The organism is Desertihabitans aurantiacus, from assembly GCF_003344635.1.
Classification (GTDB): domain Bacteria; phylum Actinomycetota; class Actinomycetes; order Propionibacteriales; family Propionibacteriaceae; genus Desertihabitans; species Desertihabitans aurantiacus.
On record NZ_QPKK01000063.1, the window covers coordinates 1 to 15,578 of the forward strand.

14 protein-coding genes are annotated in these 15,578 nt (G+C 74.2%); 12 read left to right on the forward strand and 2 right to left on the reverse strand.

Features of this window, described 5'->3' with window-relative positions:
* The 11 genes from DVA66_RS07335 to DVA66_RS07385 form a co-directional block, all read left to right on the forward strand.
* Positions 1 to 1,418 (forward strand): DNA repair protein RecN (locus DVA66_RS07335; RefSeq protein ID WP_114559486.1); only part of this gene is annotated, 1,418 nt, incomplete at its 5' end.
* Between the two features lie 11 nt (positions 1,419 to 1,429).
* Positions 1,430 to 3,085, forward strand: a complete 1,656-nt coding sequence (locus tag DVA66_RS07340) for a CTP synthase (protein ID WP_114559487.1) — start codon at positions 1,430 to 1,432, stop codon at positions 3,083 to 3,085.
* 38 nt (positions 3,086 to 3,123) lie between these two features.
* A complete protein-coding gene (locus tag DVA66_RS07345; protein WP_232821823.1) occupies positions 3,124 to 3,744 on the forward strand; it encodes an NUDIX domain-containing protein in 621 nt (206 codons plus the stop codon).
* Between the two features lie 80 nt (positions 3,745 to 3,824).
* Positions 3,825 to 4,760, forward strand: coding sequence for a site-specific tyrosine recombinase XerD (locus tag DVA66_RS07350; protein ID WP_198671564.1), 936 nt, complete (start codon positions 3,825 to 3,827; stop codon positions 4,758 to 4,760).
* Between the two features lie 132 nt (positions 4,761 to 4,892).
* Positions 4,893 to 5,792 carry a ParA family protein gene (locus DVA66_RS07355; RefSeq protein ID WP_114559495.1) on the forward strand — a complete coding sequence of 300 codons (900 nt, stop codon included), beginning with the start codon at positions 4,893 to 4,895 and terminating at the stop codon, positions 5,790 to 5,792.
* On the forward strand, positions 5,777 to 6,163 hold the full coding sequence (locus DVA66_RS07360; protein WP_114559489.1) for a hypothetical protein: 387 nt from the start codon (positions 5,777 to 5,779) through the stop codon (positions 6,161 to 6,163). The genes DVA66_RS07355 and DVA66_RS07360 overlap by 16 nt, the downstream gene beginning before the upstream one ends.
* Before the next feature lie 10 nt (positions 6,164 to 6,173).
* Positions 6,174 to 7,007 carry a segregation and condensation protein A gene (locus DVA66_RS07365; RefSeq protein WP_232821819.1) on the forward strand — a complete coding sequence of 278 codons (834 nt, stop codon included), beginning with the start codon at positions 6,174 to 6,176 and terminating at the stop codon, positions 7,005 to 7,007.
* Positions 7,000 to 7,743: an SMC-Scp complex subunit ScpB gene (scpB, locus tag DVA66_RS07370; RefSeq protein ID WP_114559490.1), complete on the forward strand. Its 744-nt coding sequence runs from the start codon at positions 7,000 to 7,002 to the stop codon at positions 7,741 to 7,743. The genes DVA66_RS07365 and scpB overlap by 8 nt, the downstream gene beginning before the upstream one ends.
* Positions 7,740 to 8,489: a pseudouridine synthase gene (locus DVA66_RS07375; protein ID WP_232821820.1), complete on the forward strand. Its 750-nt coding sequence runs from the start codon at positions 7,740 to 7,742 to the stop codon at positions 8,487 to 8,489. The genes scpB and DVA66_RS07375 overlap by 4 nt, the downstream gene beginning before the upstream one ends.
* Before the next feature lie 108 nt (positions 8,490 to 8,597).
* A complete protein-coding gene (pafA, locus tag DVA66_RS07380) occupies positions 8,598 to 9,983 on the forward strand; it encodes a Pup--protein ligase (RefSeq protein ID WP_232821821.1) in 1,386 nt (461 codons plus the stop codon).
* A gap of 47 nt (positions 9,984 to 10,030) precedes the next feature.
* Positions 10,031 to 11,164: an FKBP-type peptidyl-prolyl cis-trans isomerase gene (locus DVA66_RS07385; protein ID WP_232821822.1), complete on the forward strand. Its 1,134-nt coding sequence runs from the start codon at positions 10,031 to 10,033 to the stop codon at positions 11,162 to 11,164.
* Between the two features lie 189 nt (positions 11,165 to 11,353).
* Here DVA66_RS07385 and DVA66_RS07390 read toward each other — a convergent pair whose 3' ends face one another.
* Both DVA66_RS07390 and gluQRS read right to left on the reverse strand, forming a co-directional pair.
* On the reverse strand, positions 11,354 to 13,702 hold the full coding sequence (locus tag DVA66_RS07390) for a rhamnogalacturonan lyase (RefSeq protein ID WP_114559491.1): 2,349 nt from the start codon (positions 13,700 to 13,702) through the stop codon (positions 11,354 to 11,356).
* Positions 13,703 to 13,803: 101 nt separating this feature from the next.
* Positions 13,804 to 14,715 (reverse strand): tRNA glutamyl-Q(34) synthetase GluQRS, encoded by a 912-nt coding sequence (gene gluQRS / locus DVA66_RS07395; protein ID WP_198671563.1) that lies wholly within the window; start codon positions 14,713 to 14,715, stop codon positions 13,804 to 13,806.
* A 54-nt stretch (positions 14,716 to 14,769) separates the two neighbouring features.
* Here gluQRS and DVA66_RS07400 point away from each other — a divergent pair.
* The coding region (locus tag DVA66_RS07400; RefSeq protein ID WP_114559493.1) for a helix-turn-helix transcriptional regulator at positions 14,770 to 15,578 on the forward strand (809 nt) is incomplete at its 3' end.

Sequence of the window (15,578 nt, forward strand, 5' to 3'; positions counted from 1 at the left end):
CCTCGGAGCTGATCGCCATCCACGGCCAGGCCGAGCAGGTGCGGCTGTCCCGCCCCGAACGCCAGCGCGAGCTGCTCGACCAGGCCGCCGACCCGGCGCTGCGCCAGGTGCTCACCGACTACCGCGGCTGCTTCGAGCGTCGCCGCGCAGCCCGGGCCGAGCTGGAGCGGCTGCGCGCCGACACCCAGGCGCGCGCCCGCGAGATCGATCTGCTGCAGTTCGGGCTGGCCGAGATCGAGAAGGTCGACCCCTCGCCCGGTGAGGACGCCCGGCTGGCCGCCGAGGCGGCCCGGCTGCAGGCGGTGGACGAGCTGCGCGCCTCCACCCAGCAGGCGCTGGTGGCGCTGGCCGGCGACGAGGACTCCTACGAGGCCGCCGACGCGATCGCGCTCACCCAGCTGGCCCGCAAGGCCCTCGGCGAGCTGGCCGGCACCGACCCCGAGACCACGCCGCTGCTCGAGCGGGCCACCGAGGTGGAGACCCTGCTGGTCGACCTCGCCGGCGACGTCTCGGCCCACCTCGACCGGCTCGAGGCCGACCCGGCCCGGCTGGAGGCGGTGATGGAGCGCACCGCCGCCCTCACCGCGCTCACCCGCAAGTACGGCGACGACGTCGACCAGGTGCTCACCTGGGCCTCCGAGGCCGCCGAGCGGCTGGCCACCCTGGAGTCCGGCGACACCCGGATCGGCGAGCTCGAGGCCGAGGTGGCGGCCTGCACCGAGCGGCTCGGCGAGCTGGGCGCACGCCTGACCGACCTGCGCCGGCGGGCCGCGGACCGGTTGGCCGAGGCCTGCGTCACCGAGCTGACCGCGCTGGCGATGCCGCACGCCCGGCTGCAGTTCGAGCTGACCCCGTTGGAGGAGCCGGGCCCGCACGGGCTGGAGAGCGTCCAGCTGCTGTTCTCGGCCAATCCCGGCAGCGAGCCCGGACCGCTCGGCCGGGTGGCCTCCGGCGGCGAGCTGTCCCGGGTCCGGCTCGCGCTGGAGGTGTCGCTGGCCGAGCCCCGTGACGACGCGCCCGGTACGGCGGACGGCACCGAGCGCCAGACCATGGTCTTCGACGAGGTGGACGCCGGTGTCGGCGGGCGGGTGGCCGTCGAGATCGGACGCCGGCTGGCCGCGCTGGCCCGCCACACCCAGGTGGTCGTCGTCACCCACCTGGCCCAGGTGGCCGCCTTCGCCGACCGGCACTTCGTGGTGGCCAAGTCCGACGACGGCCAGGTCACCACCTCCGGCGTCCGGCGGGTCGAGGCGGTGGAGCGGGAGACCGAGCTGGCCCGGATGATGGCCGGCCTGGACGGCAGCGACACCGCGCTCGCCCACGCCCGGGAGCTGCTCGAGCTGGCCGGGCACGCCAGAACGGGGTCGACGGCCGCCAGCACCGTGGCGGAGTCGCCCCGGACCGCCCGCAAGGCATAGGGTGGAGGTCCGTGGGCCACACGATCACCAAGCACGTCTTCGTCACCGGGGGAGTCGTCTCCTCCCTGGGCAAGGGGCTCACCGCCTCCAGTCTCGGCAGCCTGCTGATCGCCCGCGGGCTGCGGGTGACCATGCAGAAGCTGGATCCCTACCTCAACGTCGACCCCGGGACGATGAACCCGTTCCAGCACGGTGAGGTCTTCGTCACCGAGGACGGCGCCGAGACCGATCTCGACATCGGCCACTACGAGCGCTTCCTCGACGTCAACCTCAACGCCGACGCCAACATCACCACCGGCAAGGTGTACTCCTCGGTCATCGCCAAGGAGCGGCGCGGGGACTACCTCGGCGACACCGTCCAGGTCATCCCGCACATCACCAACGAGATCAAGGAGTCGATGCTCGCCATGGGCGGGGACGACATCGACGTGGTGATCCACGAGATCGGCGGCACCGTCGGCGACATCGAGTCGCTGCCCTTCCTCGAGGCCGCCCGGCAGGTCCGTCGCGACATCGGCCGGCAGAACGCCTTCTTCCTGCACGTCTCGCTGATCCCCTACATCGGCCCCAGCGGGGAGCTGAAGACCAAGCCCACCCAGCACTCGGTGGCCGCCCTGCGCGAGGTCGGCATCCAGCCCGACGCGCTGGTCTGCCGCTGCGACCGCGCGGTGCCCGACAACGTCAAGCGCAAGATCGCGCTGGCCTGCGACGTCGACGAGGAGGCGGTGGCGGTCGCCATCGACGCCCCGAGCATCTACGCCATCCCGCGGGTGCTGCACGCCGAGGGCCTGGACGCCTACCTGGTGCGCCGGCTCGACCTGTCCTTCCGCGACGTCGACTGGACCCGCTGGAACGACCTGCTCGACCGGGTGGAGAACCCCGCCGAGGACGTCACCATCGCCCTGGTCGGCAAGTACATCGACCTGCCCGACGCCTACCTGTCGGTGGTCGAGGCGCTGCGCGCCGGCGGGTTCGCCAACCGGGCGAAGGTGCACATCCGCTGGGTCGCCTCCGACAGCTGCGCCACCCCGGAGGGTGCGGAGGAGGCCCTCGGCGACGTCGACGGCATCTGCATCCCCGGCGGGTTCGGCATCCGCGGGGTGGAGGGCAAGATCGGCGCCGTCCGCTACGCCCGCACCAACGAGATCCCGATCCTCGGGCTGTGCCTGGGGCTGCAGGTGATGGTCATCGAGGTGGCCCGCCACCTCGCCGGGCTGGACGGGGCGGCGTCCTCGGAGTTCGAGCCCGACGCCGAGCACCCGGTGATCGCCACCATGGCCGAGCAGGTCGCCATCGTCGGCGGCGAGGGCGACCTCGGCGGGTCGATGCGGCTGGGCTCCTACCCGGCTGCGCTCACCCCCGGCAGCATGGTGGCCCGGCTCTACGGCAGCACCCAGGTGCAGGAGCGGCACCGCCACCGCTACGAGGTCAACAACGCCTACCGCGACAAGCTGGAGGAGGCGGGGCTGCGGATCAGCGGCACCTCGCCCGACGCCACCCTGGTCGAGTTCATCGAGCTGCCGGCCGAGACCCACCCGTTCTTCGTCGCCACCCAGGCCCACCCCGAGCTCAAGTCGCGCCCGACCAGCGCCCACCCGCTGTTCGCCGGTCTGGTCAAGGCCGCCGTGGCCCGCCGGCGCGGCACCCGCCTCCCGGTCGACCGGTGAGCGGCCCGCTCGAGCTCCCGGTGCTCGGCGCCGCGGAGCTGGCCGACCAGGCCGTGGGCTGGCCGGTGCTGCGCAGCGACGTGCTGGCCGACGGCCGGGTGGTCACCCTGGTCGAGGACGAGGTCCGCACCCCCGACGGCAGCACCATCACCCGCCAGTACCTGCGCCACCCCGGCGCGGTCGGGGTGATCGCGCTGGACGAGCAGGACCGCGTGGTGCTGGTGCGCCAGTACCGTCACCCGGCCCGGCACCGGCTGCTCGAGCCGCCGGCCGGGCTGCTCGACGTGGCCGAGGAGGAGTGGCTGGTCGGCGCCCGGCGCGAGCTCGCCGAGGAGGCGCTGCTGGCCGCCGAGGACTGGCGGGTGCTGGTCGACCAGTTCGTCAGCCCGGGCAGCACCGAGGAGTCGGTGCGGATCTACCTGGCCCGCGGGCTGCGTCCCGTGCCCCGCCCCGACGGGTTCGTGGTGGAAGGGGAGGAGGCGCACATGGACGTCGTCCTCGCCCCGCTCGCCGAGCTGGTCGCCGCGGTGCTGGCCGGGCGGCTGCAGAACCCGCTGCTGGTCGCCGGGGTGCTCGCCACCGAGGTCGCCCGCCGCGACGGGTACGACCGCCTGCGTCCGGCCGACGCGCCCTGGCCGGCCCGGCACCAGCGCCCGTGACCGATCCCGGGTCCGCCCCCACCGGCGGCCCCGCCCCCGAACCGCCCCCGGCGGACGGGGAGCCCGAGGTCCCCGCCGAGCTGCGGCGCTTCGTCCAGGGCTTCCTCGACCACCTCGCCGTGGAGCGGGGGATGTCCACCCACACCGTGCAGGGCTACCGGCGCGATCTCGAGCGCTACCTGCACCACCTCACCCGTCGCGGCCTGACCCGTCCCGAGGACGTCGACGCCGAGGCCGTCACCGGGTTCGCGCACGCGCTGCAGACCGGCGGCGTCGACGAGCAGGGGGGCACCCGGCCACCGCTGGCCCGCGCCAGCGTCGCCCGCGCCGTGGTCGCGGTGCGCAGCCTGCACCGCTTCGGGGTGGAGGAGCGGCTCACCCCCGACAACCCGGCCGCCGCCGTGCACCCGCCCGGCCAGGGCCGCCGGCTGCCCAAGGCACTGCCGCTGGACCAGGTGCAGGCGCTGCTGGACGCCCCCGACCGCAGCACCCCCGTCGGGCTGCGGGACGCCGCGCTGCTGGAGCTGCTGTACGGCACCGGCGCCCGGATCAGCGAGATCACCGCCCTCGACGTCGACGACGTCAGCCGGCTGGTCGACGCCGACGCCAACCCCCACCAGGGGCTGCGGCTGATCGGCAAGGGGGACAAGGAGCGGGTGGTCCCGCTCGGCTCCTACGCCCGGCGCGCGGTCTCGGACTGGCTGGTCCGCGGGCGTCCGACCCTGGCCGGAGGCGACCCCGCCCTGCTGCTCAACGCCCGCGGCCGCCGGCTGTCCCGGCAGAGCGCGTGGGCGGTGCTGCGCGGCGCGGCCGCCCGGGCCGGGCTGGACGCGGAGGTGTCCCCGCACACCCTGCGGCACTCCTTCGCCACCCACCTGCTCGACGGCGGCGCGGACGTCCGGGTGGTGCAGGAGCTGCTCGGGCACGCCTCGGTGACGACCACCCAGGTGTACACGCTGGTCACCGTAGACCACCTCCGCGAGGTCTACCTCAGCGCCCACCCGCGCTCCCGCTGAGCCGGACGCCGGGACGTCTGCGCGCGGCTGCGGCCCCTGGCCAGGCGCGCTACCCTCGACCCCACTGTGGTGGCGAGCGGAAGGAACCACGTGGACCAGACAGCAACCGGTGGTGGACCGGCGGACGCCCGGCTGGCGCCGGGCACCACCGCGCTCTTCCCCCCGGTCGGGGATGGTGCCGCCGAGGTCGCTCTCGGTCCCACCGGACGTCCCTGGCCGCAGCTGCCCGAACCCTCCGCCCCGCGGGAGGGTCCGCTGCGGGCCACCGTGATCGCGATGTGCAACCAGAAGGGCGGGGTGGGCAAGACCACCACCACGATCAACCTGGGCGCGGCGCTGGCCGAGACCGGGCGGCGGGTGCTGATGGTCGACTTCGACCCGCAGGGCTCGCTCTCGGTGGGGCTCGGCGTCAACCCGCACACCCTGGAGAGCAGCGTCTACAACCTGCTGATGGCGCGCGACGTCGACGTCGACGACGTCGTCACCGCCACCAACGTGCCGGGGCTGGACCTGCTGCCCAGCAACATCGACCTGTCGGCGGCGGAGGTGCAGCTGGTCTCGGAGGTGGCGCGGGAGCAGACCCTGTCCCGGGTGCTCGCCCGGGTCCGCGACCGCTACCACGTCATCCTCATCGACTGCGCGCCCTCGCTCGGGCTGCTGACGGTCAACGCGCTGACCGCCGCGGACAAGGTCATCGTGCCGCTGGAGTGCGAGTTCTTCGCCCTGCGCGGGGTGGCCCTGCTCACCGACACCATCGCCAAGGTCCAGGACCGGCTCAACCCCGACCTGGAGCTGCTGGGCATCCTCGGCACCATGTACGACGCCCGCACCCTGCACAGCCGGGAGGTGCTGGAGCGGGTGGTGCAGGCCTTCGGCGACCAGGTGTTCCACACCGTGATCCGGCGCACCATCAAGTTCCCCGAGACCACGGTGGCCGGTGAGCCGATCACCACCTACGCCTCCTCCTCACCCGGGGCCGAGTCCTACCGCCTGCTGGCCCGGGAGGTGCTGGCCAAGTGCCCCGCCGTGTGAACCTGCCCGGCGCGTCGGAGCTGTTCCGCCCCACCCAGGGCGTGCCGGAGGTGCCGCGCCCGGCCGAGCGGGCCGAGCCGGTGCGCCGTCCCCGAACGGCCGGACCGGACGGACCGGAGGCGTCCGGTCCGCGGGTCTCGGGGCGGGTCCGCCACGAGGAGAAGATCACGGTCTACGTCAGCAGCGACGAGCTGCTCGCGCTGGAGCAGGCGCGTCTGCAGCTGCGGGCCGAGCACCGGCTCGCGGTCGACCGGGGACGGATCGTGCGGGCCGCGGTGGCCGCCGCACTGGCCGACCTGGCCGAGCACGGCGCCGGTTCGGAGCTGGTGCGCCGGCTCGACGAGAACGCCGCCGGTCGCGCCGAGGGATGAGCACCGGCGCGTGAGCACCACCGAGACGCCGCCGCGCGGGTTCAGCGTCCGGCTGGACAACTTCGAGGGACCCTTCGACCTGCTGCTGCAGCTGATCGCCAAGCACCGGATGGACGTCACCGAGGTGGCGTTGTCGCGGGTGACCGACGAGTTCATCGCCCACATCAAGGCCGCCGGCGACGTCTGGGACCTCGAGCAGACCAGCCAGTTCGTGCTGGTGGCGGCGACCCTGCTCGACCTCAAGGCGGCCCGGCTGCTGCCGGCCGGCGAGGTCGACGACCCCGAGGACCTCGCCCTGCTGGAGGCCCGCGACCTGCTCTTCGCACGGCTGCTGCAGTACCGCGCCTTCAAGCGGGTGGCCGCCTGGCTGGAGCAGACCCTGGACCAGCAGGGCCGGCGCCATCCCCGCCCGGGCGGGCTGGAGGACCGCTTCGCCCGGCTGCTGCCCGAGGTGACCTTCACCATCGACCTCGACGGGTTCGCCGCGCTCGCCGCCCGCGCGCTGACGCCCCGACCCACCCAGGAGCTGTCGCTGGCCCACCTGCACGCCCCGCAGGTGAGCGTGCGGGAGCAGGCGACGCTGATCGTGCAGCGGCTGCGCCGCGGGCGGGCGCTGAGCTTCGCCGCGCTGACCAGCGACGCCGACACGGTGACCACGGTGGCCCGGTTCCTGGCGCTGCTCGAGCTGTACCGGGAGCGCGCCGTCGCCTTCGAGCAGGCCGACCCGCTGGGCGAGCTCACCATCCGCTGGGTCGGCGCGGACACCGGTGAGCTGGAGATCTCGGCGGAGTTCGACGAGCCCGCCGTCGCGGCCGACGCACCCGCGGGAGGCGGCGATGTCTGAGCACCCCGCGGCGGAGGGCCAGACCGTCCACCCCGACCTGGTCGGCGAGCTGTCCGGACCGGTCGAGGCGCTGCTGCTGATGGCCGACGAGCCGATGAGCAGCCTCACCCTGGCCCAGGCGCTGCAGGCCCCGGTCGAGGCCGTCGAGCAGACCTGCCGGGAGCTGCGCGACTTCTACGACCGCACCGGACGCGGGTTCGAGCTGCGCCACCTCGCCGGCGGCTGGCGCTACTGGACCCGCGAGGAGCATGCCGAGGTGATCAGCCGGGCGGTGCTGGAGGGCCAGCAGTCGCGGCTGTCGCAGGCGGCGCTGGAGACGCTGGCGGTGGTGGCCTACCTGCAGCCGATCTCGCGGGCCCGGATCTCGGCCGTCCGGGGTGTCAACGTGGACGGGGTGGTGCGCACGCTGGTCGCGCGGGAGATGATCGAGGAGGCGGGGCAGGACCCCGTCACCGGCGCCGTCGTCTTCCGGACCACCGACACCTTCTGCGAGCGGATCGGGCTGGAGTCGCTGGACCAGCTGCCCGACCTGGCCCCGCACCTGCCCGACGCCAGCACGCTGGAGGCCGAGCTGGGCCAGCTCGCCGCGGTGCCGCCGGCCGGGACGACGACCGACGTCGACCAGCTGCCCGACGAACCGGCAGCCGACGAGACGTTGGACGATGAGATGGGCGCGCCGCGGCGCGGAGACCCACCCGCACCCGCGGGTGGCACCGAGGAAGGAGGCCGGCCGTGAGCGAACCGGACCAGGAGGACGGCCAGGGCGTGCGGCTGCAGAAGGTGCTGGCCCAGGCCGGCATCGCCTCGCGCCGCGCCAGCGAGCAGATGATCGCCGAGGGGCGGGTCGAGGTGAACGGGTCGCTGGTGCTCGAGCAGGGGCTGCGGGTCGACCCGGAGAAGGACGTGGTGCGCGTCGACGGCTCGCGGATCCCCACCGCCCGCCACCACGTGTACCTGGTGCTCAACAAGCCCCGCGGGGTGGTCTCCACCATGGACGACCCCGAGGACCGCCCCACCCTGACCGACTACCTCGGCCGGCGCCGGGAGCGGCTGTTCCACGTCGGACGTCTCGACACCGACACCGAGGGGCTGATCCTGCTGACCAACCACGGCGAGTTCGCCCACCGGCTGGCCCACCCCTCCTACGAGGTGCCCAAGACCTACCTGGCCGAGGTCGCCGGGGTGGTGGACCAGAAGACGATCAACCGGCTGCAGAAGGGCGTCACCCTGGAGGACGGGCGGGTGCGTCCGGACCGGGTGCGCCTGGTCGACACCACCGCCGACCGCAGCCTGGTCCAGGTCAGCCTGCACGAGGGCCGCAACCGGATCGTGCGGCGGATGATGGACACCGTCGGCCACCCGGTCAACCAGCTGTCGCGGACCGCGATCGGCCCGGTCCGGCTCGGCCGGCTGCCGGTGGGGGAGCACCGCGAGCTGACCCGCGAGGAGCTCGGCGCGCTGCTCGACCTCGTGGGGCTGTGACCGCGTGCCGAGCGCGATCGGGCCGGCCGCGTGCTGACGCGGATGGGACAGGGCGCGTGCTGACGCGGATGGGACAGGGCGCGTGCTGACGCGGATGGGACAGGGCGCGTGCTGACGCGACGGATCTACGGGCTGGAGACCGAGTTCGGGGTCTCCTCCACCAGCCACGGCGGACGCCGGGTCAACCCCGACGAGGTGGCTCGCTACCTGTTCCGCACCGTGGTCAGCTGGGGACGCTCCAGCAACGTGTTCCTCTCCAACGGCGCGCGGGTCTACCTCGACGTCGGCTCCCACCCCGAGTACGCCACCGCCGAGTGCGACTCGCTGCACCAGCTGGTGGTCCACGACCGGGCCGGTGAGCTGATCGTCAGCCGGCTGGCCGCCGACGCCCGCCGCCGGCTGGCCGAGGAGGAGGTCGACGCCGACATCTACCTGTTCAAGAACAACGCCGACTCCCACGGCAACTCCTACGGCTGCCACGAGAACTACCTGATCAGCCGCGAGGGCGACTTCCACCGCTACACCGACCTGCTGGTGCCGTTCCTGGTCTCGCGGCAGCTGGTGTGCGGTGCCGGCCGGATCGTCAAGGACGGGCCGCGGGCGGCCTACGCGCTCAGCCAGCGGGCCGAGCACATCTGGGAGTCGGTGTCCTCAGCCACCACCCGCAGCCGTCCGATCATCAACACCCGCGACGAGCCGCACGCCGACCCCGAGCGGTTCCGCCGGCTGCACGTCATCGTCGGCGACTCCACCATGAGCGAGACCACCACCCAGCTCAAGGTCGGCACCGTCGAGCTGGTGCTGCGGCTGGTCGAGGACGGGGTGGCGCTGCGCGACCTGGCCTGCGAGAACCCGATCCGGGCCCTCCGCGACATCAGCCGCGACCCCACCGGACGCACCCCGGTGACGCTGGCCAACGGCCGCACCATCACCGCCCTGGAGCTGCAGCAGACCTTCTGGCAGGCCGCCGCCGACCACGTCGCCGCCGAGATGGACCCCGGGCCGGAGCTGAAGCAGGTGCTCGACCTGTGGCGCCGCGCCCTGGAGGCCGTCGAGGGCGACCGGCTGGACGACATCGCGACCGAGATCGACTGGGTGGTGAAGCGACGCCTGCTGCAGCGCTACGCCGACCGGCACGGCCTCGCGCTGGACGACCCCCGGCTGGCCCAGCTCGACCTCGCCTACCACGACGTGGAGCCCGGACGCGGGCTGTTCCGGCTGCTCGAGGCCCGCGGGGCGGCCGCCCGGCTGACCACGCCGGAGGAGGTCGAGCTCGCCACCACCGAGCCGCCGCCCACCACCCGCGCCCGGCTGCGCGGCCGCTTCGTCAGCGCGGCCCGCGAGCACGACCTGGAGTACACGGTGGACTGGGTGCACCTGAAGCTCAACGACCAGTCCCAGCGCACCATCCTGTGCCGCGACCCCTTCGCCGCCACCGACGAGCGGGTGGACCGGCTGATCGAGCAGATGGGACGCCGCGCAGCTGGGCTGTGAGCGTCCGTCGGGAGGACGGGTTCGCCCGGGTCGGGTATGTTGCCCCGGTGCCCGAGACCACCTCCACGACGACCGCACGGGTGAGCCGGCCGCCGGCAGGTGCACCCGGCCGGTCCGTCCGCCGCCGGCTGACCTCCGCCCTCGCCGTCCTCGCTGTCGCCCCGCTGCTGGCGCTGACCGCCTGCAGCGGTGAGCCCGAGGCCGCTCCCACCCCGGAGTCCAGCGCCACCCCGGAGGCGAACCCACCGGCCGACCCGAGCGCGAGCGCGTCCCCCAGCCCGAGCGCGACGCCGACGCCGACCACCGAGCCGGTCGAGCCCTCCTCCGACCTCGGCGAGGTCGAGGTCGGCGGCGACTTCGGCGACGCGCCGGAGGTCACCGTGGAGACCCCGTGGGCGGTGGACGAGACCCGCACCCGGGTGCTGGTCGAGGGCGACGGCCAGCCGCTGCAGGCCACCGGCAGCGCCCAGCTGAACTACCAGGGCGTCAACGCCCGCACCGGTGAGGTGTTCGACTCCTCCTACGGAAGCGGCGAGCCCGTGAGCTTCGCTCTGTCCCGGGTCGTGCCCGGGTTCCAGAAGGGCCTGGAGGGCCAGAAGATCGGCAGCCGCGTGCTCATCGCGATGCCGGGCGCCGACGGCTACGACGCCTCCGGCGGCAACCCGCAGGCCGGCATCGAGGTCGGCGACACGCTGCTCTTCACCGTCGACATCCTCGCCGGCACGCTGGCCTCGCCGGCGGGTGAGGAGGTCGAGCCGCCCGCGGACCTGCCGACCGTCAGCGGTGCCGTCGACGACCCGCAGATCGCGGTGCCCGAGGGCACGCCGCCGACCGAGCTGGTGAGCCAGCTGCTCATCGAGGGCACCGGGCCCGAGGTGGGGGAGAACGACACCATCACCGTCGACGTCCGCGGCGTGCCGTGGGAGACCGGTGAGGTCACCATCGACAGCTACCCCGACGCCCCGAAGAGCGACGCGCTCAACGAGCTGATCGAGGGTTGGAAGCAGGGCCTGGTCGGCAAGAAGGTCGGCAGCCGGGTGCTCCTGGTCGTGCCGCCCGCCCTGGCCTACGGCGACACCGGCAACGAGGACCCGGCGGTCGAGCCCGGCCAGACCATGGTCTACGTCGTCGACCTGCTCTGGACCGAGGCCCCGCCCACCGTCCCCGGCACCGGCGGCTGACCCACCCGCGGCCCCAACGCCCTGAGCCTTCGAAGCGTCGTCCTGAGCCTGTCGAAGGGGGGCGGAGCCCCGGCCACCAGCGCACCCGGCCCGACCACAGCGCCCTGAGCCTGTCGAAGGGCGAACCACCCCCCGGTCGGGCACAACAGGACCTACCGCCGCGCCCGCTGGCGACTCAGGTCGTCCCGCTCACCTGGCCCCACGGCCGGCGCCGGCGGCGTTGGGCGGCAGGGGCACGGTGGTCCAGTCCGTGCCCGCGGACAGGTGGAAACCCGGGTGCGACGGCTGGTTGTAGGCGGTGTTCTGCCGGGCCACCTCGACCCGGTACTGGGGGTCGTGCATCAGCGTGGCCAGCTTGAGCGTGCTGACCTCGGTGCTGGTGTGCACCTGGATGGCCGAGGAGTCGGCCGTGCGCACCAGCACCTCCTCCCGCCAGTCACCCCAGACGTCGGCCACCAGTGCCGGGTTGCCCTTGGTGTCGTTGTTCGTCCGGGTGCCGGTCAGCGTGCGCAGCGTGCCGCGGGTCCAGTCGTCGATGGTCGGGGTCTGGTCGCGGGACCCGTTGACCAGCTGGGTGGTGCCGTCACCGGCCCAGCGCACGCTCTGGTTGGTGCCCGGGATGGCGGTGCCGAGCACGTCGCCGTCCGCCGACAGCAGGCCGCTCGCGGAGGTGCCGGCCGGCATGCCCGCCCACACCTCGGTGCCGGGGATGTCCGCGCGCACGTCACCGACCATGCCGCGGCCGGTGTCGCGTCCGGAGTAGGCCCCGAACAGGACCTCGCCGGTGGCGGCGTCCCGCATCGCCGCCCCGTAGGGCGCCGACGCCCCGCCCTCGTGCACGGTCCAGATCTCCAGGCCCGGACGGGCCGGGTCGAGGTCGGTGACGTGCATGGCGTCGCCGTGCCCCAGCCGGGCCTCCGCCCCGGGATCGGCGCTGCCGGACGGCAGGGTGTCGGTGGAGGAGTACAGCAGCGAGCCGTCGTCGTCGAGGGTGGCCGAGCCGTAGACCACCTCCTGCCGGCCGTCGCCGTCGACGTCGGCGGCGGACATCGAGTGGAAGCCCTGCGTGGTGAGGCGGCCGAGCTCGGGGTGGGAGCCGTCGCGGCTGTGGGGGCTGTCGGAGAAGGGGTTGGTCATCGGCACGTGACCGCTGTCGGCGAACCAGCGTCGCGACAGCGTCTCGCCGTCCCAGTCGTAGGCGGCGACCGTGGCGCGGGTGTAGTACCCGCGGGCGAAGACCGCCGACGGGCGGTGGCCGTCCAGGTAGGCCACCCCGGCCAGGAAGCGGTCGACCCGGTTGCCGGGCTCGATCCGGCTCATCGCGTAGTCGCCCCACAGCAGGCCGTCGTCCCCGCGGCCCGGCTCGTAGTCCACCGTCTGCAACGGGTTGCCGGTGCGGCCGTCGAAGACCGTCAGGTACTCCGGGCCGGTGAGCACGAAACCCTCGAACGTGCGCAGGTCGTTGCGGCTGCTCCGGGCCGGCGCCCAGACGTCGATGAAGTAGTCGGTGGCCTCGCGGGCGTCGGCCTCCGACAGCGGGTAGTCCCAACGGGGCTCGATGCCCCAGGCCTCCTCCAGGGTGGCCGGCCACTGCCCGGAGACGACCTCCTCCCGCTCCGACCAGCCCTGCAGGACGTCCTGCAGGTGCTCGGCGTACTGCTCGGCGCTCCAGCGGTGGTCGTCGTCGGGACGGACGCCGGCCGCCCGGTCCTCGGCCGGGATCGGTACCGCGCGCTCGGCGACCACCCGGCCGCGGCTGTCGAGGCGCCGCACCGTGGTCCCGGGAGCGGTCTTCACCATCAGCTCGGCGCGGCCGTCGCCGTCGAAGTCGTAGACGGGGAACTGGGTGTAGTGGGCGCCGGCGCGGATGTTGACCCCGAGGTCGATCCGCCACAGCAGGCGGCCGTCGGCCTCGTAGCCGTCGAGGTAGACGTTGCCGGTGTAGCCCTTCTGGGAGACGTCCTTGGCGTTCGAGGGGTCCCACTTGACGACGTACTCGTAGGTGGAGTCGCCGTCGAGGTCGGCCACGCTCATGTCACCGGCGGCGTAGCTGTAGCGCTCCCCGGCCGGGGTCACGCCGTCGGCCGGGCGCTGCAGCGGGATCTCGCCGTAACCCTGGTCGAGCGGACGCACCGGCGCCGAGCGCTCGCCCTCCACGCCGTCGACGACCGGGGCCACCCGGTACACCGAACCCTCGCGGCCGTCGGGGTCGAGCAGGTTGGTGGAGCCGGTCACCGTGGCGACCCGTTCCCGGCCGCGGTAGACCGCGAAGTCGGCGCCGGTCATCCCGTCGGGCGTGGCACCGGTGACCTCGGTGCCGAGCAGCCGCCAGCTGAGGTGGACGCCCGCGTCGGTGCGCAGGGCGACCAGCCCGCGGTCCAGCTGCTCGAGCTGGACCGCCGGCGCGCGGCCGGGGTCGGCCGGGGTGGCATCGGCCACCGGGGCGCCGACCAGCGTGCCGGCTCCCAGCGTGCCGGCCGTCAGGACGACCGCGACGGCGGCGGCCAAGGGCGTGGGCAGGGTCCTGCGTCGGGTCATGGGGGTGTCCTCCGTGCGTCGTTGCACCGTTTCAACGCGGTGCCACCCTTTCTACCCGCCGCGGTCGGCGTTGGGAAGATCGGCCCCGACGGCGTGCGGCGTCAGCCCTCGACGACCCAGGGTTCCCGGGGCAGCGCCGCCGGGTCGAACCGGTCGAGCAGGACGCCCACCTCGACCGGCTCGCCCGGCCGGGCCAGCCGCAGCGACACCGCGATCCGCTGCACCACCTCCGACGCCGGGACGCCCCGGGCGGCCAGCGCCGCCAGGGTCACCGCCCCGTCCCGCTTGGCCAGCCGCCGCCCGTCCGGGTTCACCGCCAGCGGCACGTGGGCGTAGGTCGGCGGCCGGTACCCCAGCCGCTGCGCCAGCCAGGCCTGCCGGGGTGCGGACGTCAGCAGGTCGTCCCCGCGGACCACCTGGTCCACCCCGGTGGCGGCGTCGTCGACCACCACGGCCAGGTTGTAGGCCCAGGCCCCGTCGCCGCGGCGCAGCACGAAGTCGTCCACCAGCCCTCCGACCCGGCCGGCCAGCAGGTCGTCCACCTCGAAGGCGTCGATGTCGGTGCGCACCCGCAGTGCCGCCGGACGCCGCCGGCCCCGCTCGGCCCGCTGCTCCTCGGTGAGGTCGCGGCAGGTGCCGGGGTAGGGCCGGAACCCGTCGTGCGGTGCCGAGGACGCCTCGGCGATCTCGCGCCGGGTGCAGAAGCACTCGTAGACGTCCTCGCCCAGCTGCGCCACCGCGGCGGCGTAGTGGTGCTGGCGCTCGGACTGGCGCAGCACGGGCCCGTCGACGTCCAGCCCGAGCGCGACGGCGTCGGCCAGCTGCCGCTCGGCCACCGCTCCGGTGGCGCTGCGGGCGACGTCGAGGTCCTCCACCCGCCAGGCGAAGGCCCGCCCGGTGGAGCGGGCGAACAGCCAGGCGAGCAGCGCCGTGCGCAGGTTCCCCAGGTGCAGGTCCGAGCTCGGCGAGGGGGCGAAACGGCCCGCCCCGGCGCCCGTCACCGACGTCGTCATGAACCCCTTCCGCGACCCCGGGGGGCCGCCGTCCCGGCTGGTACTGTCCCGCGCATGGCCCCGCGGAAGTCAGAGCGCATCCTCAATCTGACGATCTGCCTCCTGGCCAGCCGGCGCTTCGTCACCCGGGAGCAGATCCGCGAGGTGGTCGAAGGCTACCGAGGGCTCTCCGACAGCGCCTTCGAACGCACCTTCGAGCGGGACAAGGACGAGCTGCGCGCCCTCGGCGTCCCGATCGAGACCGGCAGCAACTCCCCGCTCTTCGACGACGAGGTCGGCTACCGGATCCGGCGCACCGACTTCGAGCTGCCGCCGATCGAGCTGGACGCCGACGAGGCGGCGGTGGTCGCGCTCGCCGCGCAGAGCTGGCAGCAGGCGCGGATGGCCTCCTCGGCGCAGAGCGCCTGGGCCAAGCTGCGGGCGGCCGGGGTGGAGACCGACACCGCGCGGATCACCACCATGAGCCCCACCGTGGTGGCCCGCGAGGGCGCCTTCGAGCCGCTGTGGCAGGCCGTGCTCAACCGGTCGGTGGTCCGCTTCGAGTACCGCCGCCCGTCGGGGGAGACCAGCCGCCGCACCCTGCAGCCATGGGGCGTCACCTCCTCCCGCGGCCGCTGGTACGTGGTCGGCCACGACGTCGACCGCGACGCGCCGCGGATGTTCAAGATGTCGCGGATCCTCGACCAGCCCGAGGTGGTCGCCGGTCCGGACGCCTTCGAGGTGCCGGCCGACGTCGACGTCCGCGCGCTGTCCCGCAGCCTCGACCCCGCCCCGGCCACCGGGGAGGCCGTGGTCGCCGTGCGCGCCGACCGCGCCCCCCGGCTGCGCCGCCGCGGCGAGCCGGTCGACCACCCGCTGCCCGC